This window comes from Aureimonas sp. AU4, from assembly GCF_001463765.1.
Taxonomy (GTDB): Bacteria; Pseudomonadota; Alphaproteobacteria; order Rhizobiales; family Rhizobiaceae; genus Aureimonas.
The window spans coordinates 22,553-47,765 of the sequence record NZ_BBWK01000014.1; the positions used below are offsets into that span (position 1 = coordinate 22,553).

The following is a 25,213-nucleotide window of genomic DNA, read 5'->3' on the forward strand; positions in this document are numbered from 1 at the left end:
CTCTCCTGAAGATGGGTTCCCGGCCCCAACGATCGGCCGCCGCCTTCGTTCAGGCGACTGCGAAGGTTTGACGCGAAGGCTAGGAGGCGCTTCAAGGCGCTCGTCCCCCTCGCGGAGCCCCTTCATGCAAGTCTTCGACGGCCACAACGACATCCTCCTGCGCATCCATCTCGACGAGACGGGCCAGGCCTTCCGCCAGTTCCTGGAGGGGGGGTCGGACGCCCACATCGATCTCGAGAAGGCGCGCGCGGGCGGGCTCGCGGGCGGACTCTTCGCGGTCTTTCCGCCCTCGCCCTGGCGGGGCTCCGACGGGACGCCCGACCCGATGCGCCGCGCGCCCTTCGATCTGCCCCTGCCGGCCCCGCTCGCCCATCCGTTCGGGCTCGACAGCACCGTTTCGATGATCTCGATCCTCCTGCGCCTGGAGCGCGAGTCGGGCGGGCGGCTCACGGTCTGCCGGACGGTCGCCGAGATCGAGGCGGCGATGGCCAGCGGGCGCCTTGCCGCCATGCTCCATATCGAGGGTGCCGAGGCGATCGACGCGGAGCTGAAGACGCTCGACGTGCTTCATGCCGCGGGCCTGCGCTCGATCGGCATGGTGTGGAGCCGGCACAACCATTTCGGCCACGGCGTGCCGATGCGCTTTCCCTCCACGCCCGACACCGGTCCGGGCCTGACGGAAGCCGGCCGGCGGCTGGTGAAGCGCTGCAACGAGCTCGGCATCCTCCTCGACCTCTCGCATCTCAACGAGGGCGGCTTCTGGGAGGTGGCCGAGCTCTCCGACGCTCCGCTCGTCGCCACCCATTCCAACGTCCATCGCCTATGCACGGTGAGCCGCAACCTCACCGACCGGCAGCTCGACGCGGTGGCGCGCTCGCGCGGGCTCGTCGGCCTTAACTTCGCGACCGCCTTCCTGCGCGAGGACGGGCACATGGACGCCGACACGCCGCTGGACACGATGCGTCGCCATCTCGACGCGATGCTGGAGCATCTGGGCGAGGGGGGTGTCGCGCTCGGCTCCGACTTCGACGGGGCGACGATCCCCAAGGCCATCGGCTCGGCCGCCGGCCTGCCGCGCCTTTTGGAGCACCTGTCGCAGGCGGGCTACGGCGACGCGCTTCTGGAACGCATCGCCTGGCGCAACTGGATGGACGTCCTGCGCCGCACGTTTCGCGAACCGTCCACAGCTGCCGCGCAATGAGGCTTGCCCCTTTCTTGGGCTTATCCTAGCCTTTCACGCGAACGTCACCGGGCGACAGGCCCGGTGGCCTCCGTGCCGCTCGGGAAAGGGTTCCTCGTCTTGCTCCACATGCGCTCGCTCACCGCGCGGCTTCTGGCCGGCACGCTCGTTCTCGCCGGCCTCTCGGGCCCGGCGCTCGGTGCGACCCCGGCCGACACGCTGGTGATCGCCAACACGATCGACGACCTGAAGGTGCTCGATCCCGCCGAAAGCTTCGAGTTCTCGGGCGGCGACGCGATCAACAACATCTACCGCAAGCTGGTCGAGCTCGACCCCAAGACCCTGAAGCCGGGACCGGGCGTGGCGGCGAGCTGGAGCGTGGGCGGCGACGGGCGCGTCTTCACCTTCAAGATCGCGCCGGGCCAGGTCTTCGCCTCCGGCAACCCGCTGACGGCCGACGACGTGGTCTTCTCGCTGCGCCGCATCGTGAAGCTCGACAAGACGCCGAGCTTCATCATCTCGCAGTTCGGCCTCACCAAGGACAATGTGGACCGGACGATCCGCAAGGTCGACGACGCGACGGTCGAGATCGAGACCGACAAGCCCTACGCCCCGACCTTCCTCTACAACGCGCTCACCGCCGACGTCGCCTCGATCGTCGACATGAAGACCGTGATGGAGAACGAGAGCGGCGGCGACATGGGCAACGAGTGGCTGAAGACCCACTCGGCGGGCTCGGGCCCCTACATGCTGCGCGCTTGGAAGCCCAACGAGTCGGTGCTGCTCGAGGTCAACCCGAAATGGCCCGAGGCGCCCGCCATGAAGCGCATCTTCGTGCGCCACGTGGCCGAGCCCGCCACCCAGCGTCTTCTGCTCGAGCGCGGCGATGTCGACATCGCGCGCAACCTGACGCCCGAGGACGTCGCCTCGGTGCAGGGCAACGCCGCGCTCAAGGTCGTCGACGAGCCGCGCGGGCGCATCTACTACCTCTCGGGCAACCAGAAGTACGAGCCGCTCGCCAAGCCCGGCGTCATGCAGGCCATCAAGTATCTCGTCGACTACGACGGCATGGCCTCGTCCTTCCTGAAGGGCCAGGTCATCCCGCAGCAGAACTTCCTGCCGGTCGGCTTCCTCGGCGCGGTGGACGACAAGCCCTTCAAGCTCGACGTCGCCAAGGCCAAGGAAATGCTGACCCAGGCCGGCTATCCCAACGGCTTCGACGTCGAGATCTTGGTGCGCAACGACCAGCAGCGCCTCGCCATCGCCCAGTCGCTCCAGAACACGCTCGGCCAGGCCGGCATCCGCGTTTCGATCAAGGCGGCGACGGGCTCGGAGGTGCTGTCGATCTACCGCGCGCGCAACGCGCAGCTGACGCTGGAGGCCTGGGGCCCGGACTATCCCGATCCCAACACCAACGCCTCGGTCTTCGCCTCCAACGAGAACAACTCGGACGAGGGAAACCTCGTCGGCAACCTCGCCTGGCGCAACGCCTATGCCGCGACCGAGACGACGCCGCTCGTCGCCCAGTCCGTGGTGGAGCAGGACGAGGCCAAGCGCGTCGAGCTCTACCACCGCATGCAGGAGATCAGCCGCAACTCCTCGCCCTTCGTGATGATGTTCCAGCAGATCGCCCAGAACGCGATGGCCAAGGACGTGGAGGGCTTCAACAGCGGCGGCGCCGTGTCCTCGGCCTTCTACTACGTGGTGACCAAGGCCGCGAAGTAAGGCATCCCGCATGACGATCCTGCCGGGCGACGAACTCGCCGCCGAACAGGTCGCCGAGGAGCGGACCGGGGGCGGGCACGCGGGGCGCATCGCCTCGCGTCTCCTCAAGACCCTGTTCAGCCTCCTCGTCACCCTGTTCGGTCTGGTGCTCGTCACCTTCGCCATCGCCCGGCTCGTGCCGATCGATCCCGTGCTGGCGGTGGTGGGCGAGCGGGCGACCGCCGCGCAGTACGAGGCGGCGCGCACCGAGCTCGGGCTCGACCAGCCGATTCCCGTGCAGTTCGCGCGCTATCTCGGCGAGGTGGCGCGCGGCGACTTCGGGCGCTCGGTCACGACCTCGCAGCCCGTTCTGGACGACGTGCTTCGCGTCTTTCCCGCAACGCTGGAACTGGCGACGCTGGCGACGCTGCTCGGCGTCCTCCTCGGCGTTCCGGCGGGCGTCGTCGGCGCGGTGAACCAGGGGCGCTGGCCCGACCATGTCCTGCGGGTCGTCGGGCTGCTCGGCTATTCCATGCCGGTCTTCTGGCTGGGCCTCGTTGCGCTTCTTCTCTTCTACGGGCATCTGGGCTGGACCGGCGGACCGGGACGGCTGGATGTGGCCTTCGAGCTCTCCTACGAGTTCGACGTGACGCCCCGCACCGGCTCGATCCTCGTCGACTCCGCCCTGTCGGGCGCCTGGGACGTGTTCCGCAACGCCCTGTCGCACATCGTCCTGCCGGTCTGCGTGCTCGGTGCCTATTCCATGGCCTATATCAGCCGCATGACGCGCTCCTTCATGCTGGAGCAGCTCGGCCAGGAATACGTCACCACCGCCCGCGTGAAGGGCGTCTCGGAGCGGCGCGTCGTCTGGGTCCACGCGCTCGGCAACGCCGCCGTGCCGCTCATCACCGTGATCGCGCTCTCCTACGCCGCGCTGCTGGAGGGCTCGGTCCTCACCGAGACCGTCTTCGCCTGGCCGGGGCTCGGCCTCTACATCACGCAGGCGCTGTTCGCCGCCGACCTCAACGCCGTGCTCGGCGGCACGCTCGTGATCGGCTGCGCCTTCATCCTCCTCAACATCCTGTCCGACCTCGTCTACACGCTGGTCGACCCGAGGGCCCGATGAGCCTTGCCCCCGCACAGCCCCGCGGCCTGCGCGCCTGGCTGACCACCGACACGCCCCACTCGCGCCTCCAGGCGCGGCTCGTCTCGGCGGCGGCGGCCGCGCGCGAGCTTCTCGCCAATCCGCTCGCCGTCGCGGGCCTCATGATCGTCGCCGCGCTCGTCCTGATGGCGCTCCTGGCGCCCTGGCTCGCGACGCACGACCCCAACGCGCAGAACCTTGCCCTCCGCCTCCAGCCCCCCGGGGCCGACGGGCACTGGCTGGGCACGGACGAGCTCGGCCGCGACATCTGGAGCCGCCTCGTCTTCGGCTCGCGCGTCACGCTCCAGGTGGTCGCGCTCGTCGCCGTCACCGCGCCGGTCTTCGGCCTGCTCGTGGGCACCGTGTCGGGTACGCTCGGCGGTTGGACGGATCGCGTCCTGATGCGCGCGACCGACATCTTCCTCGCCTTTCCCCGCCTCATCCTCGCGCTCGCCTTCGTGGCCGCGCTCGGCCCCGGCATCCTCAACGCCATCCTCGCCATCGCGCTCACCGCCTGGCCGCCCTATGCGCGCGTCGCGCGCGCCGAGACGCTGACCGTTCGCCGTTCCGACTTCATCGCCGCCGCGCGCCTGCAGGGGGCGGGCACGCCGCGCATCGTTCTCGGCCATATCGTGCCCTTGTGCCTTCCGTCCGTGATCGTGCGCGTCACGCTCGACATGGCGGGTATCATCCTGACCGCCGCCGGCCTCGGCTTCCTCGGGCTCGGCGCGCAGCCCCCGCTCGCCGAATGGGGCGCCATGATCTCGACCGGCCAGCAGTTCCTCCTCAGCCACTGGTGGGTCCCGACCATTCCCGGCATCGCCATCCTCCTCGTCAGCCTCGGCTTCAACCTGATCGGCGACAGCCTGCGCGACGTTCTCGATCCGCGGAGCGCCAAGCGTTGAGCGAGCCGCTTCTCCAAGTCGAGAACCTGCGCGTGTCCTTCGAGACGCGGCGCGGCCCCGTCGAGGCCGTGCGCGGCGTCTCCTTCGCTTTGGGGCGCGAGCGCGTCGGCATCGTCGGTGAATCGGGGTCCGGCAAGACGATGACGGGCCGCGCGCTCCTGCGCCTCGTGCGCCCGCCCGGGCGCGTCGCGGCCGACCGCATGGCGCTCGGCGATACCGACCTCGCCCGCCTGTCCGAGCGCGAGATGCGCGCGGTGCGCGGGCGGCGCGTCGCCATGATCCTGCAGGACCCGAAATACTCGCTGAACCCCGTGATGCGCGTCGAGCGCCAGCTCGGCGAGGCGCTGGACGCTCACGGCCGGCTCGGGCGCAAGGAGCGCCGCCGGCGCATGGTGGAGATGCTGCGCGAGGTCGCGATCCGCGATCCCGAGCGCGTGCTCGCCGCCTATCCGCACGAGCTGTCGGGCGGCATGGGCCAGCGCGTCATGATCGCCATGATGCTGATTCCCGAGCCCGAGATCCTGATCGCCGACGAGCCGACCTCGGCGCTCGACGTGACGGTCCAGCTCGACGTCCTCGCCATCCTCGACCGGCTCGTGCGCGAGCGTGGCATGGGGCTCCTGTTCATCAGCCACGACCTGCGCCTCGTCTCGACCTTCTGCGACCGCGTACTCGTCATGTATGCGGGGCGCATCGTCGAGGAGATCGAGGCCAGCCGCCTTCACGAGGCGCAGCACCCCTACACGCGCGGGCTTCTCGCCTGCCTGCCGCGCATCGGCGGCGGCAAGGGGGACCTGCCGGTCCTGCGGCGCGACACCGTGTGGGCCGCCGCATGAGCGCTTCGCCCCGCATCGTGGTCGAGAACCTTTCGGTCGCCTTCGGCACGGGCCGCGCGCGCGTCGAGGCGGTGAGCGGCGTGTCGCTCGCCGTACCCGCCGGCGCCTCGTTCGGGCTGGTCGGCGAATCGGGCTCGGGCAAGTCGACGGTCCTGCGCGCGATCTGCGGGCTCGCACCGGTGACGGGCGGCCGCATCCTGATCGACGGCGAGGAGATCCGCGGGCGTCGCGGCCGCGAGTTCGCCGCGCGCGTCCAGATGGTCTTCCAGGACCCCTACGGCTCGCTCCATCCCCGCCACACGATCGACCGCATCCTCTCCGAGCCGCTCGCGATCCACGGCCTGGGCGACCGCGACCGGCGCGTCGGACAGGCGATGGCGGACGTCGGCCTGCCGGCCTCCTTCCGCTTCCGCCTGCCGCACCAGCTCTCGGGCGGCCAGCGGCAGCGCGTGGCGATCGCCCGCGCGCTGATCCTCGGGCCCCCCATCCTCCTTCTCGACGAACCGACCTCGGCGCTCGACGTGTCGATCCAGGCCGAGGTCCTGAACCTCCTGTCGCGGCTGCGGCGCGAGCGGGACCTGACCCTTCTCTTCGTCAGCCACGATCTGGCCGTCGTCGACCACATGTGCGAGCGGGCGCTCGTCCTGCGCGGGGGGCGCGCGATCGAGGAGCTGGACGCCGAGGCGCTGGCGCAGGGGCGCGTCGAGAGCCCCTATGCCGCCGAGCTCGTACGCGCCGCCGAGGGGTTCCGCCGCCCGGCGCCCTGATCGGCCGGGCGCGGCCAGGTTAACGAAGTTTTAAGGTAATTCCGGGGGAACGCCGCGTCGGCGCCGACGTTGAAACGTGGCCGAAACGTGACGGTGCTATGCCTCTCGCCGTTCGGGAAGAGGAACCCCAGAAATGCGCATCGAGACCATGGTCGCCCTGTTCGTGAACGTCACCGCTCTCGCGCTGCTGGGGGCGGTCGGAACGGTCGCGGCCGCGATCCTCCTTCCCTGACGGGGGTGCTCCCGGCCGCATTGCCGCGCGCGCGTCCGGCCCTGTCCGGCGCGCCGACGTCTCAGGTGAGCTGAGACAGGAACACGACGTCGGCAATCGGCCGGCGAACCATGCCCCAATCGCGAAAGCTCACGGCCTCGATCGTCTTGCGCTCGAGCTCGATCACCTCGACATGGCGCGGATCGTCGCGAATGGTCTGGAACAGGGCGTTCACGCTCGCTGTCGGGCCCTCGAGAATCTGCATGATGCGGTCGCCCTCGAAGGCGATGCAGCCGCTGATGCCCGCCGCCAGGTTCTTGGCGCGGAAGTGCCCGATCTCGTCGAGAAGCTCGGCCATGCTGGTGTCGGGACCGAGGCGGCTGACATAGGAAAGATGCAGAAGCGTCATGACGCGATGCGGCGCTGACGGGCCGCGAGCGTTGGCGGACGCGCAAACCGGCCCGCGCATGGTCGGAAGGCGTCGGGAGAGGCGGTGCGGCGCGGCCGTGTCCGGCTTAAGCGCTTGCACATCCTCCGGTTTTCGGACTCTAGAAGAAGGCGCATCGTCGTCATGTGCGCCAAAGCCCCTGATCGGGTGCATGGTTCCCCATACCCGGGGAGCATCCTCAAGTTTTTCGGCAGAGCCTCGCCAGCGTGAGCCGGGACAGTCCTGTCGCATGAGATCGCGCCCCCGCCGCCCGCATCGCTTCGCTCATGCGGAGGCTTCGCACGGCGCCGTGGCGCCGGGCTGGCGGGGACCGGACCGGGCGCGCGGCCACCCGGTCCGAAGCGGCCGACCGGCCGGACGGGGAAGGGGCCTCAGCGCGCGTTCTGGCGAACGCGCAGGTAGGCCTCGATCGTCGGGGCGACGCCGTGCTCCCAGAGCGAGCGCACGAAGCCCGAGAAGAGCGGAGCGTAGACCGGGTCGGAGCCGAGGTCGCCGAACACGTCGCGCAGCTCCAGGAAGCGCGCCGGGTTCTCGCGCGCCTCCAGGGCCGTGCGGTTCAGGAGGTCCCAGTTCGGGTCGTTGGGCTCGACCGGCGTGCCGTCCTCGAGCGTTCCCGCGCAGTAACGGCACCACAGCGCGCTGACGAGCGCGAGGCCCGACACATCCTTGCCTCGACCCAGAAGCTCGCGCACCGCCGGCAGCACGAATTTCGGCTGGCGGTTGGATCCGTCGAGGCAGAGGCGCCGGATCGTGTCGCCGATCGCGGGGTTGGCGAAGCGGTGGGTGATGCTCGCAAGGTAGTCCTCGCGGCTGACGCCCCGGATCTCCGGCGAGGCCGGCAGGAGGAAGCCCTCCTCGACGTCGCGGAAGAAGCGCGACACGAGATCGTCGCGCATGGCCTCGTGCGCATAGGTCAGCCCGATCAGCGCCGCCGGATAGGCGATCGTGGCGTGGCCCGCGTTGAGGATGCGCAGCTTCATCAGCTCGTAGGGGGTGACATCCTCGACGAAGGTCACGCCGACGCGCTCCAGCGCCGGGCGGCCGGCGGAGAACGCGTCCTCGATCACCCACTGCATGAAGGGCTCGCAGAAGACCGGGCGGCGGTCCTCGATGCCGTCCTTCGCCAGGCTCTCGATCTGGGCCATCGTGGTGGCCGGCGTGATGCGGTCCACCATCGAGTTCGGGAAGCGGATCGCCTCCGCGACATGGGCCGCGAGGCCCGCGTCGACGCGCTCGGCCAACCCGTGCACGAGGCGGCGCGTCAGGTCGCCGTTATGGGGAAGGTTGTCGCAGCACAGGACCGTGAAGGGCGGCGCGCCCGAGGCGTGGCGGTCTGCGATGGCGGCGAGGATCAGGCCGAACACGGTGCGCGCCTCGGCCAGATTCGCCGCATCCGCCTGGAGGTCGGGATGGTCGAGGTTCGGGTGGTCGCCCGACAGGTAGTAGCCGCCCTCGGTGATGGTGAGCGAGACGATGCGGGTCTGCGGGTCGGCAAGGGCGCGCAGGATGCCCGGCCGGTCGCCCGGCTCGACGAGACGGTGGATCGAGCCGATGACGCGCGTCTGGCGGTGTCCCTCGTCGACCTCGGTCACGGTGAACAGGGCGTCCTGCGCCTGCATGTCGGCAAAGGCCGGCGCGTCCTCGGCGCGCACGCTGACGCCCGTGATGCCGAAGGACAGGTCGCCCCCCGCCTCGAACAGGTCGTCGAGATAGACGCACTGGTGCGCGCGGTGGAAGTTGCCCACGCCGAAATGGACGATGCCGCCGCCGAGCCGGCTTCGGTCGTAGCCGGGCGTGCGGCAGGACAGGTCGCGAAGGGTGGCTTGGGACAGAACGGTCAAGGAAGGTCCTCCCGGGAGGTGGTGAGCGGCGCGTTGTCTGGCCGCGCCTTCTAGAGGGTGTTTCGCCCCTTGGATAGCGCAAGGGCCGGCGCGCCCCGCCTATGGGGCGAAGCGCGTGCGTCGGCGCCAGATTGGCGGGCGAGGCGGCGTTTGTCGACGGCCCTCGCGGATGGGGAAGGGGCCTTTCCGCCGCCGGGGCGCAGCTCAGCCGATGGTGGAAGCGTTCAGCGAATCGCGCACGCGCAGGATGGCCTGCCGCAGCCGGCCGAGCTCCGCCATGCTTTCACCGGTCGCGGTCGCGATCTCCGGCGGGATCGCCCAGGCGCGCTCGCGCAGGGTCTGGCCCTCTGGCGTCAGCGTCACGTCCACGACCCGCTCGTCGCGCGTCGAGCGCGTGCGCCGCACAAAGCCGGCCGCCTCCAGCCGCTTCAGGAGCGGCGTCAGGGTGCTGGAATCGAGCAGCAGCAGGTCGCCGAGGCTGCCGACCGTCTGCGGCTCGGTCCGCCACAGGATGCTGAGCACGAGGAACTGCGGATAGGTGATTCCGAGCGCGTCGAGCTTGGGCTTGTAGAGGCGGTTGAACGCATGCGCCGTGGAATACACCGCGAAGCAGAGCTGCTCGTCCAGCTGGAACGAGGACTGATCGGTCATGGCAACTCCAAGGAGGCGTCTTCGCAAGGTTCGTGGCGCCAGAACCATGACATAGATCGATGCTTGTTACGATCCATAACCTCGCCTTAAAGAACGGCGTCCAACATAACCTTGTAACCGTTTTCGCTTTCGACGTGCGGCTCCGTGCCGAGCGAGTGGGCCATGGCGCGAATCAGCTTGCTGCCCATGCCGGTGCCGCTTCCGCGCCCGGCCGCCGCGGCCGGGCCGCCCCCGTCGTCCTCGACCGTCAGGCGGAAGCGCGAGGCGTCGGCGCTGGCGCGCACGCGCACCTCGCCCGCTTCCTCCGGTCCGTAGGCATACTTGCAGGCATTGCCGACGAGCTCGGCGACGATCACCCCGACCGACACCGCCCGGTCCGTCGCGAGGCGGAACGGCGCGCAATCGACCCGGATCGTGCGGGAGGCGCCGGGCGTCGACCACGTGGCCTCGAGCTCTGCGGCCAACGCCTCCAGATAGTCCGCCATGTCCACGGTTCCGATGTCGTCGGAGCGGTAGAGGCGGCGATGGACCTGGATGATCGCGCCGATGCGCTGCTGCGTGTCGCGAAGCGCCGCGCGCGTCTCCGCATTGTCGGTCTCGGCTGCCTGCATGCGCACGAAGGCCGAGACGATGGCGAGGCTGTTGGCGACGCGGTGGTTGGCCTCCTTGAGAAGGGCCTCCAGCCGCTCGTGGCTGACGCGCAGCAGGGCCTCGGCCTCGTCGCGCTCCCGCACGAGCGCGGCGCGGTCGAGGACCTGGCGGAACGACGAGGCGAGGAGGTCGAAGAAGTCGTCGCCCAGCGCCTTCACGACGTAGTCGGCCGCGCCCGCCTTCAGCGCGGCCACGGCCACGCGGCTCTCGTCGGAGCCCGTGACGTAGACCACCGGCGGCGCGTCGGCGCGCGCGCGGATGCGCTCCAGGGTCTCGAGACCGTCGAGGCCCGGCATGTAGTGGTCGACCGCCACGAGGTCGTAGCCCGTGCCGTCGTCGAGCCGCTCCAGGCCCTCCAGGCCGCCGCCCGCACCCACGATCTCGTAGCCGCGCCGGCCGAGCGCGCGGCGCACGAGCCGGCGCAGGCCCTCGTCGTCGTCGATGAAGAGGATGCGCGCGAGGGGGCGCGGCGCGTCGTCAGGCATCGACCGCCGGCATCTGCATGACCGACAGGAACAGGCCGAGCTGCCGGATCGCCTGGGCGAAGCTCTCGTAGTTCACGGGCTTGGTGATGTAGACGTTGGCGCCCAGATCGTAGCAGCGCTGGATCTCGACCTTATCGTCGGTGGTGGTGAGCACCACGACCGGCGTGCGGCGCAGGGCGCTCGCCTCGCTCTTCATGCGCTGCAGGATGTCGATGCCGCTCATGTCGGGCAGGTTGAGGTCGAGCAGCACCAGGACCGGGTGCCCGCGCGCGGGGCCGTCCACGTCCTCGAAGAGATAGCGGAGCGCGCTCGTGCCGTCCGTGAAGTGCCGGATGGGATTGGCGACGCCCGCGCGCCGGATGTTCTTCTCGATCAGGCGGGCATGGCCCTCGTCGTCCTCGACCATGACGATCGTGACGGATTGCTGTGCGCTCATGACGGCCTCGAAGTCTCGCCGGACGGGGTGATCCGTCTCATGGAAAGGCGAAAGGTCGCACCCTCGTCAAGGGCGGACCGGCAGCTGATGGTTCCGCCGAGGCGATAGGCCTGCGCCCGGACGTGGGCCAAACCGATGCCCTCGCCCGGCTGGTCCTGGGGGCCCGAGCGGCGGAAGAGGTCGAAAATGCGCTCGTGATCCTTGGGGTCGATGCCGCGCCCGTTGTCCTCGAACTCGAATACGGCGCGCTCGCCCTCCACGTGGCCGCGCACGCGGATCAGCCCGGCGCGCCCGGGCTTCAGGTACTTGACCGCGTTCTCCATGAGGTTCGAGACGATCTGCTCGACGCCCACCCGGTCGCTGACGACGGTCGGCAGCGGCCCGATCTCGACGTGGGCGCCGGTCTCGGTCAGGCGGTGCTGGAGGCTCGCCTCGACGCCGCGCACGAGCTCGCCCATGTCGATCGGCTCGGGATTGATGGTGCGTCGCCCCTCGCGCGACAGGCGCAGGATCGCGTTGATGAGGCGGTCCATCTTGGCGGTGGAGGCGCGGATGAAGCCGATCGCCTCGGGCAGGTCCTCGGCTGCGGCCAGCCGGGCCTCTTCGTTCAGGAGTTCGGGCGCCTCGGTCTCGACGCGGCGCACCATGTCCCCGAGCAGGCCCGTGGCCGCCTCCAGCTCGCCCGTGAAGCCCATGATGTTGACCAGCGGCGAGCGCAGGTCGTGGCTGACGATATAGGCGAAGCGCTGGATCTCCTCGTTGGCGCGCATGAGTTCGGCCGTGCGCTCCTCCACGGCTCCCTCGAGATCGTCGTTGAGAAGGCGCAGCCGCTCGCTCGTGTCGGCGAGCGCGCGCACGTTGCGCCGCGTCAGCCAGATCGTGGCGCCCGCCAGCGCCAGGAGGGCGGGCAGCGCCAGCGCGATCACCGCCACCGACCAGCGCAGGTTCAAGGTCTCGCGCGCCGAGCGCTCGGCCAGAAGCGCGCGCTCGCGCTCGATCAAGGCCGCGATCTCCTCGCGCACCTGTCGCACGGGCGGCAGGTTGCGCGCGAGGCTGAAGCTGGGTGGAAGCGAGGGCTGCGCGCGTCGCTCGGCGATCTCGGCCCGCAGGAAGTCGACATGGGCTCGGGCGGCGGCTTCCAGCGTCTCGACGCGGGCGACCTGGTTGAGGTTGTCGGCCACGAGGAGCTTCAGCTTCAGAAGGGCGGGGTCGAGTTCGGCCGCGGTCGCCTCGAAGGCCTTCGCGAACTCCTCGTCGGGATCCAGCAGGAAACCGCGCTGCGTGGTCTCGGCGCGCTCGGTCAGGGTGCGCACCTCGTTGGCGGCGAGTTCGACCTGCAGCGAATGGCTGGCCAGGCGCCCCGCCTCCTGCGTGCGCAGGACGAGCCACGCGGTGGCCGCCACCAGAAGGATCAGGACCGCGAAGCCGGCGGCGAGACCCGCGAGCGTGCCGCGACCGAAGCGCGTCACGGCGCGCGCCCCGCAAAGGCGTGCGGCAGGCCGTAGAGGCCTTCCACGCCCGCGTCGAGATGCGCCTCGATCCAGGCGAGGTCCGCCTCGGACAGAGGATCGTAGCGGATCGGGCGGAAGGGGCGGATCTCCTGTCCCTTGTAGGTGTCGACCGGCCGGAAGGGCTCGGCCGGCGCAAGGCCCGCCGCCTCGCCCAGGACGCGTATCACCGCTTCGGGCTCGCGCCGGAGCGTCTCGTAGGAGAGAAGGACGAGGTTGGGCGCGCGCTCCTCGAGGCCGGCCCAATGGGCGAGCTTGGCGCGGCGCTTGGCCAGCGGCCCGGCGAAGCGCGAGCCGGTGAGGGGATCGCGCTCGTGCAGCATCTCGCGCCCGCGCATCGGGTGGCGCTCGTCGATGCCCCCGACATGGTCGTCCCAAGTGCTGTGCCATTCCGTGCGGATGAAGCGCGAGAAGTCCAGCGCCTTGATGTCGGGATGGGCATGCCAGGGCTGGCGGTGGAGGCTGCGCAGCCAGTCGAAGGCGTCGCGCGCGATCACCACCACGAGGACGTCGGGGCCGAACAGGACCTGGTCCGGCACGAACCAGTGCTTGAAACCGTAGCGCTCCGAGAAGAGGTCGGCCCCGAGGTTTCGCTCGACCAGCCGCGCGAGCGCGTTGGTTCCCGAGCAGCGCTGGCCGTAGATCTGGATGTGACGGGCAGGCTCCATGCCGCGCCGCAGGACCCGCAACCCCGGCAGCGCGTCGCGCCAGGGCGCGGCGGGAGCGACCGGGGCGGGGAAGGGCGGCGGGGAAAGCGAGATCAGGTCCATCGGAGCGGTTTAGGTGGCCTCCTCCGCGCTTCTTCAAGGGGTGGCTGCGGTAAGGCTGACGTAGCGTTGCCGCGGAGCCGCAGTTCCCGGGTTCGAATTCCTCGGACAAATTCGGGCGGGAACCGGGTTCGGCGGTTTCCCTGCGCGGCGGTTCGCTGTATCGGGAGCCATCGACGGCGGACCCGGGACGTGGCCGTGCGTCGCACCGTCGCAACACGGAAGGACCTGCGCCATGACCATCCAGGGCGAACAGATCATCGGCCGCCAGATCGCGCGCGGAACGGAAGGCGCGATCCACGGCATCGAGGCGGCGACCGGCCAGACGCTGCAGCCCGCCTTCGGCGGCGCCACGCAGGCCGATCTCGAGCGCGCCTGCCAGTTGGCGGACGAGGCGTTCGATCCCTATCGCGCGCTGCCGGCCGAGCGCCGCGCCGCGTTCCTGGAGGCGATCGCGGACGAGATCCTCGCGCTCGGCGACGAGCTGATCGAGCGCTGCTGCGCCGAGAGCGGCCTGCCGCGCGGACGCATCGAGGGCGAGCGCGGCCGCACCATGGGCCAGCTGCGCCTCTTCGCATCCGTGCTGCGCGACGGCGGCTATCTCGACGCGCGCGTCGATCCCGCCATGCCCGAGCGCCAGCCGCTGCCGCGCGTCGACCTTCGCCTGCGCAACGTGCCGGTCGGGCCGGTCGCCGTGTTCGGCGCCTCCAACTTCCCGCTCGCCTTCTCGGTGGCGGGCGGCGACACGGCCTCGGCGCTCGCCGCCGGCTGCCCGGTCGTGGCCAAGGCCCACTCGGCCCATCCCGGCACATCGGAGCTGGTCGGGCGCGCCGTTCTGGCGGCGGCCCAGCGCTGCGACATGCCGGAAGGCGTCTTCTCGCTGCTGTTCGATTCGAGCCGCCGCATCGGCCAGGGCCTCGTCGCCGACCACCGCATCAAGGCCGTGGGCTTCACCGGCTCGCGCGGCGGCGGCACGGCGCTCATGAAGATCGCGGCCTCGCGCCCCGAGCCGATCCCGGTCTATGCCGAGATGAGCTCGATCAACCCGGTCTTCCTGTTTCCGCAGGCGCTCGAGGCGCGCGCCGAGGGTATCGCCAAGGGCTTCGCGGCCTCGCTCGTGCTCGGCGCCGGCCAGTTCTGCACCAATCCGGGCCTCGTGATCGCGGTCGAGGGTCCCGCGCTCGACCGCTTCGTCAAGGCCACCGGCGAGGCGCTCGCGGCGCTTCCGGCCAGCGTGATGCTGACGCCCGGCATCCACAAAGCCTTCGAGCAGGGCGTCGCCCAGCTCGCCGGCCATGCGGGCGTCGAGACCGTGGCGCGCGGCCAGGAGGGCGGCACCCTTCGCGGCCAGGCGGCCTTCTTCGCCGTCGACGCCGAGGGCTTCCTCGCCGACCCGGTGCTGCAGGAGGAGGTCTTCGGCGCCTCGTCGCTTCTCGTGCGCTGCCGCGATGCGGCCGAGATGCGCCGCGTCGCCGAGCGCCTCGAGGGCCAGCTCACCGCCGCGCTCCATATCGAGCCCGCCGACCACGAGGCGGCGCGTCCGCTGCTGCCGCTTCTGGAGCGCAAGGCCGGCCGCATCCTCGTCAACGGCTTCGGCACGGGCGTCGAGGTCAGCCACGCCATGGTGCACGGGGGACCGTTCCCCGCGACCGCCGACGGCCGCTCGACCTCGGTCGGCTCCAAGGCGATCGAGCGCTTCCTGCGCCCGGTCTGCTACCAGGACATGCCCGACGACCTCCTGCCGCCGGCCCTCCAGAACGCGAACCCGGAGCGCCTGTGGCGCCGGGTCGACGGTGTCCTGACCCAGCCCTCCGCATGAGGGAGACGGCGGGGCGGGACAACCTGCCGCCCCGCTTCCACCCCGACCGCCTGGGCGACCACCCGCTGGTGGCCCAGGCCTCGACCCTGCGCGGCGGCGACTTCGGCCGCGCGCCTGTGGCGGTCGCCATCCCCGCGATGAACGAGGCGGAGCGCATCGGCCGAACGCTGGAGGCGCTGGACGGCGAGCTTCAGCCCGGCGACGCCGTGGTGGTGGTGGTCAACAACTCGCAGGACCGCAGCGCGGACCTTGCCCGCCGGCACCTTGCGACGCGGCGCCGGCCCTTTCTCCTGATCGATCTCGCCTGGCGCGGCGCCAGCGGCTCCGCCCCGCTCGCCCGTCGCCTCGCGCTCGAATGCGCCGCCGCGCTGAGCCCGCAGGCCCACCTCCTGTCGCTCGATGCCGACACGCTGGTGCGCCCGCTCTGGCGCGCGAGCTACGAGGCGCTGTTCGCGCAGGGCTTCGACCTCGTGTGCGGCGGCATCGGCTTCGTGCCCGAGGAGGCGGCGCTCCTGCCCGAGGGCGATCCGGAGGCCGAGCGCGTCCTGCGCGAGGCGCGCGCGGCGAGCCGCGAGGCCGAGGCCCTGATCGACCCCGATCCCGACAATCCCTGGCCGCACCACGGCAATATCGGCGGCGCCAACTTCGGCCTGCGGGCGGGTGCCCTTGAGCGCGCCGGTGGCCTTCCCCACGTGCCCTCGGCCGAGGACCGCGAGCTTCTGCGCCGCGCTCGCGCCCATGGACTGCGGGTGCGCTTTGCGGGCGATCCTTGCGTCTGGACCTCGCCGCGCCTCGGCGGGCGCGCGCGCGGCGGCCTGTCGGACGAGCTCGCCCGATCGCGCCGCGAGGAGGACCCTTTGGTGGACGAGGCGCTGGAGCCGGCCGAGCAGCTCGAGCTGCGCATCCGCAGCCGCCGCGCTTGTCGCCTGGCCGACGCGGAAGGGCGCGCCGCGCTTCTGCGCGAGCTGGAGCTACCCCCCGGCGATGCGGAGGCCCTGCAAGGCGCAAGCCCCGGCGAAACCTGGCTCGCCGCCGAGGACGCGAGCCCGAGGCTGCGCCGGCGCCGGTTGCGCCGCTCCGAGCTCGCCCGCCATCATCCCGATCTCGTCGCCCTGCGCGACCGCCTCAGGCAAGCCGCTCGAGAAGGTCGAGACGAAACCCTTCCGCACGCCGCTCGGACCTGACGGGCCGCCAGCCGCCGGCCGCGCTCGCCCGCAGGAAGTCGGCGGCGGCGTCGCCGTCGAGCGGCGTTCCCGTGGGGCCGAGATAGTTCACGAGAAGGCAGAGCGCGCCGGGCGGGGCGTTGCGCGTCGCGCGCGAAAGCAGCGCTGCGATCTCGCGCTCGTCGAGGAAATACAGCATCTCCGACACGACCAGGAGATCGAACGGCTCGTCCGGGAAGCCCTCCGGCATCCGTCCCTGCCGGAACGAGGCGCCGGGCAGCGAGGCGTGGGTCTGCCGGGCGCGCTCCACGATGCCGGGATCGAGGTCGATGCCGAGGATATTGCGTACTGCGCCCGACGCCAGGAGACGCGCCGCGAGAAAGCCCTCGCCGCAGCCGAGCTCCAGCCCGCGCGCGCCGCGCCATGGGCCGAGAAACGCCGCCGCCGCCTCGCGCTTGGCGAGCTCGTAGGGGCGGTCGCGCACGCCCCAGAAGTCGCGGCCGCCCTGGTAGATCCGGCTGAAATGCTCGGCGTCCGGCGGCGAGCCGGGCATGGGTGACCAGAACACGGATTCCGAGCCGGCGAGGTGATGATCGAGAAACCAGTCGGGCAGGCCGAAGCCTTCGGGATCGTCGAGGATCAGGGTGCCGCCCTGCGTCTCGTGGCGCGCGATCGCCCGGCGCTTGCGGTCCAGCGGGGCCGCGAGGCGGAAGGGGTGAAGGCCAGCGGCCGGGATCTCGTCCTCGGCGCCGTGGCGGAGCGACCAGATGGGGTAGAGGATAAGGCGGATGCCGGGCATGAGCGCCTGGACGCGCGTACCGAGCTCCGCCGCCGCCTCGTGGTCGGGATGGGGATCGAAGACGGGCGTCGTCATGAGAGCGGTCGCGCCGAGCTCTTCGCAGAACCGCGCGACGGCCGCTGCGGCGTCCGTGAACCCGTCTGCCCAGCGCGAGCCTCCATCGGGCAGGGACAGGCGCAGGACACGTGCGGCGCCCGCGCCCAGTTCCTCCATCGCCGCCTGCTGCTCGGCCCGCCGCCGCTCGGCGATGCGCGCGGGCGGCCAGGAAGGCGAGCCGCGATGCGAGCCCTCGCCGTCGGTCAGGGCCACGAGGCCGATCGGGCGCCCGGCCGCTGCCGCCGCCGCGATCATCGCCGAGGCCCCGATGCTCTCGTCGTCGGGGTGGGGCGAGATCACCACGAGCCCGCCGGGGCCGACGAGGTCGAGCGGATCGGCCGGCGGCGCGTCGTGCTGCCTTTGTGTCCAGTCCCCGTAGCGCATCAGCCAAGGAGGTCCGGCAGGCGACGGCTCAGTCGGCGCGCCTGGTCGAGCAACAGCGCGTCCGGGTTCGCCTGGCGCAGGTAGACGGCCAGATCCCGCATGATCCGCTCGGCGGCATGGTCCTCGTGGAAGGCGGGCAGGCCGAGGCCGCGCTGGACGAGTTCGATGACGTCGAGCGCCGCCTTCTCGACGCGCAGCCGCGCAAGGGCGGCGAAGGATACGGCCAGCTCGGCATCCACCGAGGCGGTCTCCACGGCTTCCGCCGCCGCCTCGACGTTCAGCCGGGCGTCGCGCGCGGCCATGATCGCCTCGCCGACCCGCGCCGACTGGAGGGGATGCTGGAGCCGTTCGCTGGCGGTCAGCTCGGCGGCGAGGATCTCGACGAGGCGCTCCACCGCGCCGAGCTGTGCGGCGGCGCAGCGCCAGATGCCGCCGACGAAGAAGGGCTCGCGCCGGTAGTCGCCGGGGGCGCCGACCCGCGCGGCGCTCTCGTCGATGGTCAGGCCCTCGAAGCGAAAGGTGCCCGAGCGCGAGCCGCGCATGCCGCCCATGCGCCAGGGAGCGCCGTCCTGTCGCTCGGGATCGTCGACCGGCAGGAGAAGGAGATGCGAGACGCGCGCCTCGTCCTCGTAGGGAACGAGCGCGAGGCCGACGAGGCCGAGGCCCGAGGCGTAGCGCTTGGCGCCCGAAAGCCGGAGTTCACCCGAGTCCGCGCCCGAGACCGCGAAGCGCGGCTCGGTGTCGGCGCCCCACACCCCGAGAAGCGTACCCGCCCGCACGCTCGCCAGGACATGCCGCTTCTGCGCCTCGCTGCCGTAGAGGGCGACGAGCTGCAGAGCGTTGAGATGGCCCTCCAGAAGACGACCGAGGCTGAGATCGGCCCCGCCGATCCGGGCGAGAAGGCGCAGAACCGTGCGCCAGGGCGGATCGTAGCGGTAGCCCTCGGCGGTTTCCCGCGCCGCAACGTCGAGAAGCCCGGCCTCGCGCAGAACGGCAAGGCCCGCTTCGGGCGCGTCCTCGACACGGGGGAGCGCCGCGATGCGGCGCGCCGCCTCGTCGATGCGCGGCACGACGTCCGCCCTTGGATCCGTCGGCCTGGAAATCTGGTCCATCGCGCGCCCTCACTCTGGTTGCGTCTGGAGGCTGCGCCTGTCACCAGCGCTGTAGCACAAGGTGGCCCTGTGGCGACCGGAGGGAAGGACGGCACGGGATGGCGGAAAGCTTAGGCGGCGAGCGGTGTCCGGTCTGCGGCGCGCGCTGGTGGGGGGCGACGGAGCGCCGCCTGCGCTATCCCGCCGGCCTGTGGCGCGGCTTCGAGGCGGAGTGCCGGTCCTGCGGGGCGCTGCGCGCGGCGGGCGCGAGCGCGAGCGCCTTCGAGCCGGAGCTGGCCGCGCGTCTGGCCGGTGAGCGTTACGAAAGCCGCACCGACGACCCCTTCGCCTTCTCGCCCTATACGCTGCGGATCGCGGCCTCGCGGCGCGCAAGGCTCGTTCAGCCGCTGGACGAGGCGGGGCGGCAGGCCCTCCTCCACCCGCACGGCGAGGTGGCGGCCGACGCCCGGCTCGCCGACTATCCGCAGGCGGCCGCTCCGCAGGCGAGCCTTGCGATCCTGTGCCGGGAGGAGGAACTCCACGCCGTCCTGGCCGGGGTGCCTGCCCATGGCGACTGGACCGACGACGTGCTGGTCCTCGTGGACGGCGAGGGGGAGGCACGCGACCGGGGGATCCTCCGTCTGCGCTACCGCCGGCTCGGCGACGACTTCAGCGCCCAGCGCAACGCCGCCCAGGCCATGGCGCGCCACCCCTTCGTGCTCCAGCTCGACGCCGACGAGACGGTCGGGCGCGGCGTGCGGCGCCTCCTGCGCGCCCTGCCGGAGGCGGCGGGCGAGGGGGTCGTCTCGGTCGGCCTGCCGCGCAAGAACTTCGTGGAGGGCGAGCGCGCCGACCTGTGGCCGGACGTCCAGTATCGCCTGAACCGGCGCGAGGTGCGCTTCCGCGGCCGCGTCCACGAGCGGCCGGCGGTGGACGGCTGGGCATGGACGGCGATCGCGCTCACCGGCGCGATCCGCCACCAGCTGACCCGCGCCCATGTGGAAGGGCGTTCGGAGCGCTACGAGAGGATCGCGCCCGGCGAGGGCCGCCTTTTCGAGCGCCGGGCGCTGCTTCAGCCCTTCCGGCCCTGACGCGCGAGCGCGGCTTCGTAGAGCGCGAGCGTCTCGGCCCCCAGCGTCTCGCGCGTGAAGCGGCCGGCGGCGCGGAGCGCGTTCTCGCGCACGCGGCGCCGCTCGCCGGGATCGGCGAGGAGCGGGCGCATCGCGTCGGCCAGCGCTTCAGCCGTGTCGGTGCGCGCCAGCGGCCCCGCGCCCGTGTCGCCCACGAAGAGCGATCCGCTCGCGTCCACCGCGCAGGCGACCGTGGGACGGCCGAAGGCGATCGCCTCCTGGTAGACGAGGCCGAAGCTCTCGTAGCGCGAGGGGGCGAGCACGAGATGGGCGCCCTCGTAGAGCGCGGCGAGTCGGTCCTCCGGCACGCGGCCGTGCGGATCGAGCCGTTCGCGAACGGCCGGGGCGAGGTCGCCCGGCAGGTCTTCGGGCGGGACCCCGGCCAGGTCGATGCGGAACGCGGGCAGCACGCCGGTGCGCGCCTCGGCGTCGAGCATGGCGACCGCGCCAAGGATCATGTCGAAGCCCTTGCGGTGCTCGGCCCGGCCGACGAACAAGGCGCGCACCGGCGCCTCGCCGTCGGGATAACGGGCCTCGCGACCGCGCCGGAGCGTGGCAGGCGGCAGGCTGAGGCCGACCACGGCGTGGGGAACGGCGGGGTCGAGGCCGTATTCGGCGGCGATGCGGCGGGCGTGGTCGGCGGTGTTGGAGATGAGGCCGATCGAGCGGCGCGCCTGCGTGCGCTCCAGCCGGTCGGCGAAGCGCCCGTCGAGCCGGTCGCGCAAGCCGCCGCCGGGCGCACGCGAATAGGCGGCGGGCGTCGAGTTGCGCGTCACCAGGGGCACATGGCGGGCGAGCAGCACGGCGGGCGCGTACCAGTTCGTCGCCTCGACGACCGCGAAGGGCCGGCGCCGGTGCTCGGTCAGAACCGCGCGGCGGATCGCGAGCGGGGCGGCGAGGTGCCCCGCGCCCGCCCAGCGGCGCAGGGCTCCGAGGCCGCTCGACGGCTCCACCCGGCAGCCGTGGATGCGGATCGATCCCTCCCGCGTCTCGCCCGCGCGGTCGGCGGTGAAGACCGTGACCTCGGCTCCCGCTTCCGCCAGACTCTCGGCGATCTCGCGCGCGGCGGTCGACAGGCCGCTCGGCGAGGGCGGATAGTCCCAGGCGATCAGGGCCGTGCGCATCATCGATCCACCTGCTTCGCGAGCCGGCGATAGATGGCGAGGTAATCCTCGGCCATGCGGCGCGCGGTGAAGCGCGCCTCGAAGCGATGGCGGATGGCCCCGCGGTCGAGCCTGCGGGCCTTGGCGATCGCCTCGACGGCCTCCTCCTCGCAGTTCACCACGAAGCCCGTCACCCCGTCCTCCACGACCTCGGGCACCGAGCCCCTGTTCCAGGCGATCACCGGCGTGCCGCAGGCCATGGCCTCGATCATGACGAGGCCGAAGGGCTCGGGCCAGTCCACCGGGAAGAGTAGCGCCTCGGCGCCCGAGAGAAGGTCGCCCTTTCCCCGGTCGCCGAGCGGGCCGACATAGACCGCCTCGTCCGACAGGTGCGGCCGCACGTAGGTGTCGAAGTAGCGGGGATTGCCGACGTCCACCGTGCCGGCGAGCCGGATCGGCCGGCCGGCGGCGGCGGCCACGCGGATCGCGGTGTCGGGGCGCTTCTGGTCGGTCATGCGGCCGACGAAGGCGAGATAGCCCCCGTCGCCCGCCCCGAGCGCGTAGCGGCCTTCGGCGATGCCGTGGTGGACGACGCCCGCCCGGTTGGGAAGCGGGATGCCGCTCTCCTGGGAGCGGGAGATGGCGGCCACCGGCAGGTCCGGGAAGGCGGCGAAGAAGAGCTCGCGGTCGAGCTCGTCGACGCGCCAGTGGATCGTCGTCAGGCTTTGGGGCCGGCGCTCGCCCAGCATCACGGCGTGCATGAACTCGCCGTGGCAGTGGACGATGTCGAACTCGCTCAGGCGCCTGCGAAGTCCTTCCATCTGCGCCGCTTCGAGAACCGCCGGAATCGAAGGTGGAACCGAGCCGTACCGAGTCTCCAGGGCGTGGAGACTGGGCAGGTTACCCACAGGGTTCAATTCTGTCGCACTGTCCGAGGGGGCGAACAGCGTTACCTCTACGCCCAAGTCTCGCAGCGCGACCGAAAGATCTTCGACGATTCTTTCCGTGCCGCCGTGATCGAGGGGCGGGACCGGAAAAATGTTAGGCGCGACTTGAGCGATCCGAAGCATTCGATGGCCCTGAACGTTTGATGGTTTCTCCAAGGGGCCCGAGCCCGGCGGAGCGGAAGTTCGAGGGAAACGGGCGCTGATGTATGTGCTTCACATCGCCTTGCAGGGGTGCCTGCGCGCCGGAACGGTGGACTACGGGATCACCGCCGATACCGGGGGGCATATCCGGTATCTGCTCGATCTCGTCAACGCGTGCGTCTTGAGCGGGGAGGCGCGGCGCATCGTCATGGCGACGCGCGCCTTCGAGGGGGCGCCCGGTCCCGGATACGAGGCGGGCGAGGAGCGCGTCTCGGACGCCGTGTCGATCTTGCGCCTTCGCACCGACGATCCCGCCTACCTCCCCAAGGAGGAGCTCTGGCGCGAGACGCCGCGCTTCGCGGACGCCCTCGTGCGCTGGATCGAGGGACAGGACGAACGCCCCGACATGATCCACGCGCACTATGCCGACGCCGGCACGGTGGCGGCGACCGTGGAGGAGCGGCTCGGCATTCCCTTCGTCTTCACGGCCCACTCGCTCGGCCGCGTGAAGCGCGCGGTGATGGGCGGCGGGGACGATGCGCTCGACCGGCGCATCGCGATCGAGGAGGCGGCGCTCGGGCGCGCCAGCCTGGTCGTGGCCTCCTCGCGCGACGAGGCCGAGGTGCAGTACGCGGACTACGGAAGCTACGATCCCGGCCGCATCCGCGTCATCCCTCCGGGCAGCGATCTCGACGGCTTCGACGGCGCCCTCGGCTCGCGCCGGCTGGAGCAGGAGATCGGCCGTTTCCTGATCGACCCCGCCAAGCCGGTGATCCTCGCGCTCGCCCGTCCGGTCGCCAAGAAGAACCTGCCGGCGCTGGTGCGGGCCTTCGGCGAGTCGGCCGAGCTGCGCGCGCGCGCCAACCTCGTTGTCATGGCCGGCAACCGCGCCGGGCTGGAGACGCTCGACGCCGAGATGCGGGGCCAGGTCGAGGAGATGCTGCGCCTCGTCGACCGCTACGACCTCTACGGCCACGTCGCCTACCCCAAGACCCACCGGCCCGAGGAGGTGGCGGCGATCTACGCCTATGCGCGCCAGCGTCGCGGCCTCTTCGTCAATCCCGCCCTGAACGAGCCCTTCGGCCTGACGCTCCTGGAGGCGTCCGCCGCCGGGCTGCCGCTGGTCGCCACCGACAGCGGCGGGCCGAACGACATCATCGAGATGTGCCGCAACGGCGAGCTGGTGGACCCGCGCGACCCGGCTGCGATCGCCAAGGCTTGCCTTGCCATCCTGCGCGATCCCGCGCTCTGGGACCGGTATGCGGCGGCGGGCGCAAGGGCCGTCGCGGCCTACGACTGGACGCGCCATGCCCGGCGCTACGGCGAGCTCCTGCGCTCGCTCAAGGCCCCGCCGAAGGCGCCCCAGGCCCCGGCCGAGCGCCCCACGCAGCTTCTCGTCTGCGACATCGACAACACGCTGGTCGGCTGCGAGGACGGCATCCGCTCCTTCAACGGCTGGCGCCAGGAGCAGGAGGGGCTGGCCTTCGGGGTGGCGACCGGCCGCTCCTTCCACTCCGCCATGGCGATCCTGGAGCAGCAGGAGGCGCCCCGGCCGCAGGTCATGATCACCTCGGTCGGCTCTGAGATCTACCATCTCGGCCCGAACGGCACGACCTACGGCGCCGACCGCTCCTGGGAAGCGCTGGTCTCGCGCGGCTGGGAGCGCGAGCGCGTCGCGGAGACGCTGGAGGACATGCCGGGCATACGGCCCCAGGCGGCGCTGGAGCAGCGGCGCCACAAGCTGTCCTACTTCTCGGACGGCGACCCAGAAACGGCGGCGCGCGTCCACGCGCGGCTGGAGCGGGCGGGCCTGCGATGCTCGGTGATCCACAGCCACGGGCGCTATCTCGACATCCTGCCGCTGCGCGCCTCCAAGGGCACGGCGGTGAACTGGGTGCGCCGTCTCTACGGCCTCGGCCGGGAGGCGGTGTTCGTGGCGGGCGATTCCGGCAACGACATCGAGATGCTGCGCGCCATCCCGCAGGCGATCATCGTCGGCAACTTCTCGGACGGCCTGCCCGAACTGCCGGGCCTCGGCCACACCTATGTCGCACGCGCCACCCACGCGCGCGGCATCATCGAGGGCGTCGCCCACTTCCGCGCCAAGGCGCTTCCCTCGGGCAAGGCGCTCGTCTCGTGGCCGTCTCCGTACTGACGCTGCTGCGCGGGCGGCACGCGCATCTTCGCAACCTTCTGAAGGGCCTCGCGCAGCAGACGCGGCGGCCCGACGAGGTCGTCGTCTGCTGGATGGGCGAGGAGCCGGCGCGCGACCTGCCGGATCTCGGGCCCGTGCCGGTGCGGCACGTGCGGGTCGACGGCGATCCGATGCCGCTCGCCGCCGCGCGCAACCGAGCGGCCGACGCCGCGAGGGGCGAGACGCTGGTCTTCCTCGACGTCGACTGCATTCCCTCGGCAACGCTGGTCGAGCGCTACGAGGCCGAGATGCACGGACGCGACGCGCTTCTCCTGGGCGAGGTCCTCTACCTTCCGGCGGGAGCCGTCGGGCAGGGGGCGATCGACTACGCGCGCCTCGACGGCCTCGGCCGCGTCCACCCGGCCAAGCCGCCGATCCCGGTCGAGGGCGTTCGCGAGGAGCGCGACCACGGCGAACTCTGGGGCCTGTCCTTCGCGCTGCGGCGCGCGCGCTACCTCGCGCTCGGCGGCATGGACGAGCGCTTCACGGGCTACGGCGCGGAGGAGACCGACTTCGCCGCGCGGCTGGGCGAGGCCGGCGTTCCCGTGTTCTGGACGGCGGGCGCGCGGGCCTACCACCAGCACCACCCGGTCCACGTGCCCCCGCTCCACCAGTTCGACGCGATCCTCGCCAACGCCCGGCGCTTCCGGGCCAAGCACGGGCGCTGGTGCATGGACTACTGGCTCGGCCAGTTCCGCGACGCCGCGTTCGTCCGCTGGTCGCCGGAGGCGGGCGCGATCGAGGTCCTGCGCCGCCCGAGCGAGGCCGAGGTGACGGCCTCGCGCCGGGGCGGCGAGCAGCTCTTCAGCTGA

At 71.7% G+C, this 25,213-nt stretch carries 22 protein-coding genes; 11 read left to right on the top strand and 11 right to left on the bottom strand.

Annotated elements, in window-relative coordinates; genetic code table 11:
• Positions 1–124 precede the first annotated feature (124 nt).
• The 6 genes from AUL35_RS05185 (at position 125) to AUL35_RS05210 (ending at position 6,536) form a co-directional block, all read left to right on the top strand.
• Entirely contained in the window at positions 125–1,201 is a 1,077-nt protein-coding gene (locus tag AUL35_RS05185; RefSeq protein ID WP_062012725.1) for a dipeptidase, read from the top strand.
• 108 nt (positions 1,202–1,309) lie between these two features.
• On the top strand, positions 1,310–2,905 hold the full coding sequence (locus tag AUL35_RS05190; protein WP_062012727.1) for an ABC transporter substrate-binding protein: 1,596 nt from the start codon (positions 1,310–1,312) through the stop codon (positions 2,903–2,905).
• A 10-nt stretch (positions 2,906–2,915) separates the two neighbouring features.
• Entirely contained in the window at positions 2,916–4,010 is a 1,095-nt protein-coding gene (locus tag AUL35_RS05195; protein WP_082666127.1) for an ABC transporter permease, read from the top strand.
• Positions 4,007–4,933 (top strand): ABC transporter permease, encoded by a 927-nt coding sequence (locus AUL35_RS05200; RefSeq protein WP_062012729.1) that lies wholly within the window; start codon positions 4,007–4,009, stop codon positions 4,931–4,933. Before AUL35_RS05195 ends, AUL35_RS05200 begins: the two co-directional genes overlap by 4 nt.
• The gene (locus AUL35_RS05205) at positions 4,930–5,769 is read left to right on the top strand and encodes an ABC transporter ATP-binding protein (RefSeq protein ID WP_062012731.1); all 840 of its coding nucleotides are present in this window, start codon (positions 4,930–4,932) and stop codon (positions 5,767–5,769) included. Before AUL35_RS05200 ends, AUL35_RS05205 begins: the two co-directional genes overlap by 4 nt.
• Positions 5,766–6,536 carry an ABC transporter ATP-binding protein gene (locus AUL35_RS05210; RefSeq protein WP_082666140.1) on the top strand — a complete coding sequence of 257 codons (771 nt, stop codon included), beginning with the start codon at positions 5,766–5,768 and terminating at the stop codon, positions 6,534–6,536. The genes AUL35_RS05205 and AUL35_RS05210 overlap by 4 nt, the downstream gene beginning before the upstream one ends.
• Before the next feature lie 293 nt (positions 6,537–6,829).
• On the opposite strand, the gene AUL35_RS22500 is transcribed toward AUL35_RS05210, so the two are convergent.
• The 7 genes from AUL35_RS22500 to AUL35_RS22755 form a co-directional block, all read right to left on the bottom strand.
• A complete protein-coding gene (locus AUL35_RS22500) occupies positions 6,830–7,156 on the bottom strand; it encodes a BLUF domain-containing protein (protein WP_192847046.1) in 327 nt (108 codons plus the stop codon).
• Positions 7,157–7,566: 410 nt separating this feature from the next.
• On the bottom strand, positions 7,567–9,036 hold the full coding sequence (locus AUL35_RS05220) for a mannitol dehydrogenase family protein (protein ID WP_062012735.1): 1,470 nt from the start codon (positions 9,034–9,036) through the stop codon (positions 7,567–7,569).
• A gap of 204 nt (positions 9,037–9,240) precedes the next feature.
• Complete coding sequence (locus tag AUL35_RS05225) at positions 9,241–9,687, bottom strand: MarR family winged helix-turn-helix transcriptional regulator (RefSeq protein ID WP_062012737.1); 447 nt, start codon at positions 9,685–9,687, stop codon at positions 9,241–9,243.
• An 86-nt stretch (positions 9,688–9,773) separates the two neighbouring features.
• Complete coding sequence (locus AUL35_RS05230; RefSeq protein ID WP_062012739.1) at positions 9,774–10,823, bottom strand: sensor histidine kinase; 1,050 nt, start codon at positions 10,821–10,823, stop codon at positions 9,774–9,776.
• Positions 10,816–11,259: a response regulator gene (locus AUL35_RS05235; protein WP_062012742.1), complete on the bottom strand. Its 444-nt coding sequence runs from the start codon at positions 11,257–11,259 to the stop codon at positions 10,816–10,818. The genes AUL35_RS05230 and AUL35_RS05235 overlap by 8 nt, the downstream gene beginning before the upstream one ends.
• On the bottom strand, positions 11,256–12,728 hold the full coding sequence (locus tag AUL35_RS05240) for an ATP-binding protein (RefSeq protein ID WP_062012744.1): 1,473 nt from the start codon (positions 12,726–12,728) through the stop codon (positions 11,256–11,258). Before AUL35_RS05240 ends, AUL35_RS05235 begins: the two co-directional genes overlap by 4 nt.
• A complete protein-coding gene (locus tag AUL35_RS22755; protein ID WP_062012746.1) occupies positions 12,725–13,537 on the bottom strand; it encodes a hypothetical protein in 813 nt (270 codons plus the stop codon). Before AUL35_RS22755 ends, AUL35_RS05240 begins: the two co-directional genes overlap by 4 nt.
• Positions 13,538–13,769: 232 nt before the next feature.
• Here AUL35_RS22755 and AUL35_RS05250 point away from each other — a divergent pair, with 232 nt between their 5' ends.
• Together AUL35_RS05250 and AUL35_RS05255 are read left to right on the top strand one after the other, a co-directional pair.
• On the top strand, positions 13,770–15,353 hold the full coding sequence (locus AUL35_RS05250) for an aldehyde dehydrogenase (NADP(+)) (protein ID WP_062012748.1): 1,584 nt from the start codon (positions 13,770–13,772) through the stop codon (positions 15,351–15,353).
• Positions 15,350–16,537 (top strand): glycosyltransferase family 2 protein, encoded by a 1,188-nt coding sequence (locus AUL35_RS05255; RefSeq protein ID WP_062012755.1) that lies wholly within the window; start codon positions 15,350–15,352, stop codon positions 16,535–16,537. The genes AUL35_RS05250 and AUL35_RS05255 overlap by 4 nt, the downstream gene beginning before the upstream one ends.
• Here AUL35_RS05255 and AUL35_RS05260 read toward each other — a convergent pair.
• The gene (locus tag AUL35_RS05260; protein ID WP_062012757.1) at positions 16,479–17,795 is read right to left on the bottom strand and encodes a PIG-L family deacetylase; all 1,317 of its coding nucleotides are present in this window, start codon (positions 17,793–17,795) and stop codon (positions 16,479–16,481) included. The two genes, AUL35_RS05255 and AUL35_RS05260, sit on opposite strands and share 59 nt — an antisense overlap.
• Entirely contained in the window at positions 17,795–18,907 is a 1,113-nt protein-coding gene (locus AUL35_RS05265) for an acyl-CoA dehydrogenase family protein (RefSeq protein WP_062012759.1), read from the bottom strand. The genes AUL35_RS05260 and AUL35_RS05265 overlap by 1 nt, the downstream gene beginning before the upstream one ends.
• 98 nt (positions 18,908–19,005) lie before the next feature.
• On the opposite strand from AUL35_RS05265, the gene AUL35_RS05270 reads away from it, so the two are divergent.
• Positions 19,006–19,977 (top strand): hypothetical protein, encoded by a 972-nt coding sequence (locus AUL35_RS05270; protein ID WP_062012760.1) that lies wholly within the window; start codon positions 19,006–19,008, stop codon positions 19,975–19,977.
• On the opposite strand, the gene AUL35_RS05275 is transcribed toward AUL35_RS05270, so the two are convergent.
• The gene (locus AUL35_RS05275; protein WP_062012958.1) at positions 19,959–21,140 is read right to left on the bottom strand and encodes a glycosyltransferase family 4 protein; all 1,182 of its coding nucleotides are present in this window, start codon (positions 21,138–21,140) and stop codon (positions 19,959–19,961) included. The two genes, AUL35_RS05270 and AUL35_RS05275, sit on opposite strands and share 19 nt — an antisense overlap.
• Positions 21,140–22,189 carry a glycosyltransferase family 4 protein gene (locus tag AUL35_RS05280; RefSeq protein ID WP_062012761.1) on the bottom strand — a complete coding sequence of 350 codons (1,050 nt, stop codon included), beginning with the start codon at positions 22,187–22,189 and terminating at the stop codon, positions 21,140–21,142. Before AUL35_RS05280 ends, AUL35_RS05275 begins: the two co-directional genes overlap by 1 nt.
• Positions 22,190–22,268: 79 nt before the next feature.
• Between AUL35_RS05280 and AUL35_RS05285 the strand changes: the two genes are divergently transcribed.
• Both AUL35_RS05285 and AUL35_RS05290 read left to right on the top strand, forming a co-directional pair.
• Positions 22,269–24,362 carry an HAD-IIB family hydrolase gene (locus AUL35_RS05285; RefSeq protein WP_062012762.1) on the top strand — a complete coding sequence of 698 codons (2,094 nt, stop codon included), beginning with the start codon at positions 22,269–22,271 and terminating at the stop codon, positions 24,360–24,362.
• Entirely contained in the window at positions 24,344–25,213 is an 870-nt protein-coding gene (locus AUL35_RS05290) for a glycosyltransferase family 2 protein (protein ID WP_062012763.1), read from the top strand. Before AUL35_RS05285 ends, AUL35_RS05290 begins: the two co-directional genes overlap by 19 nt.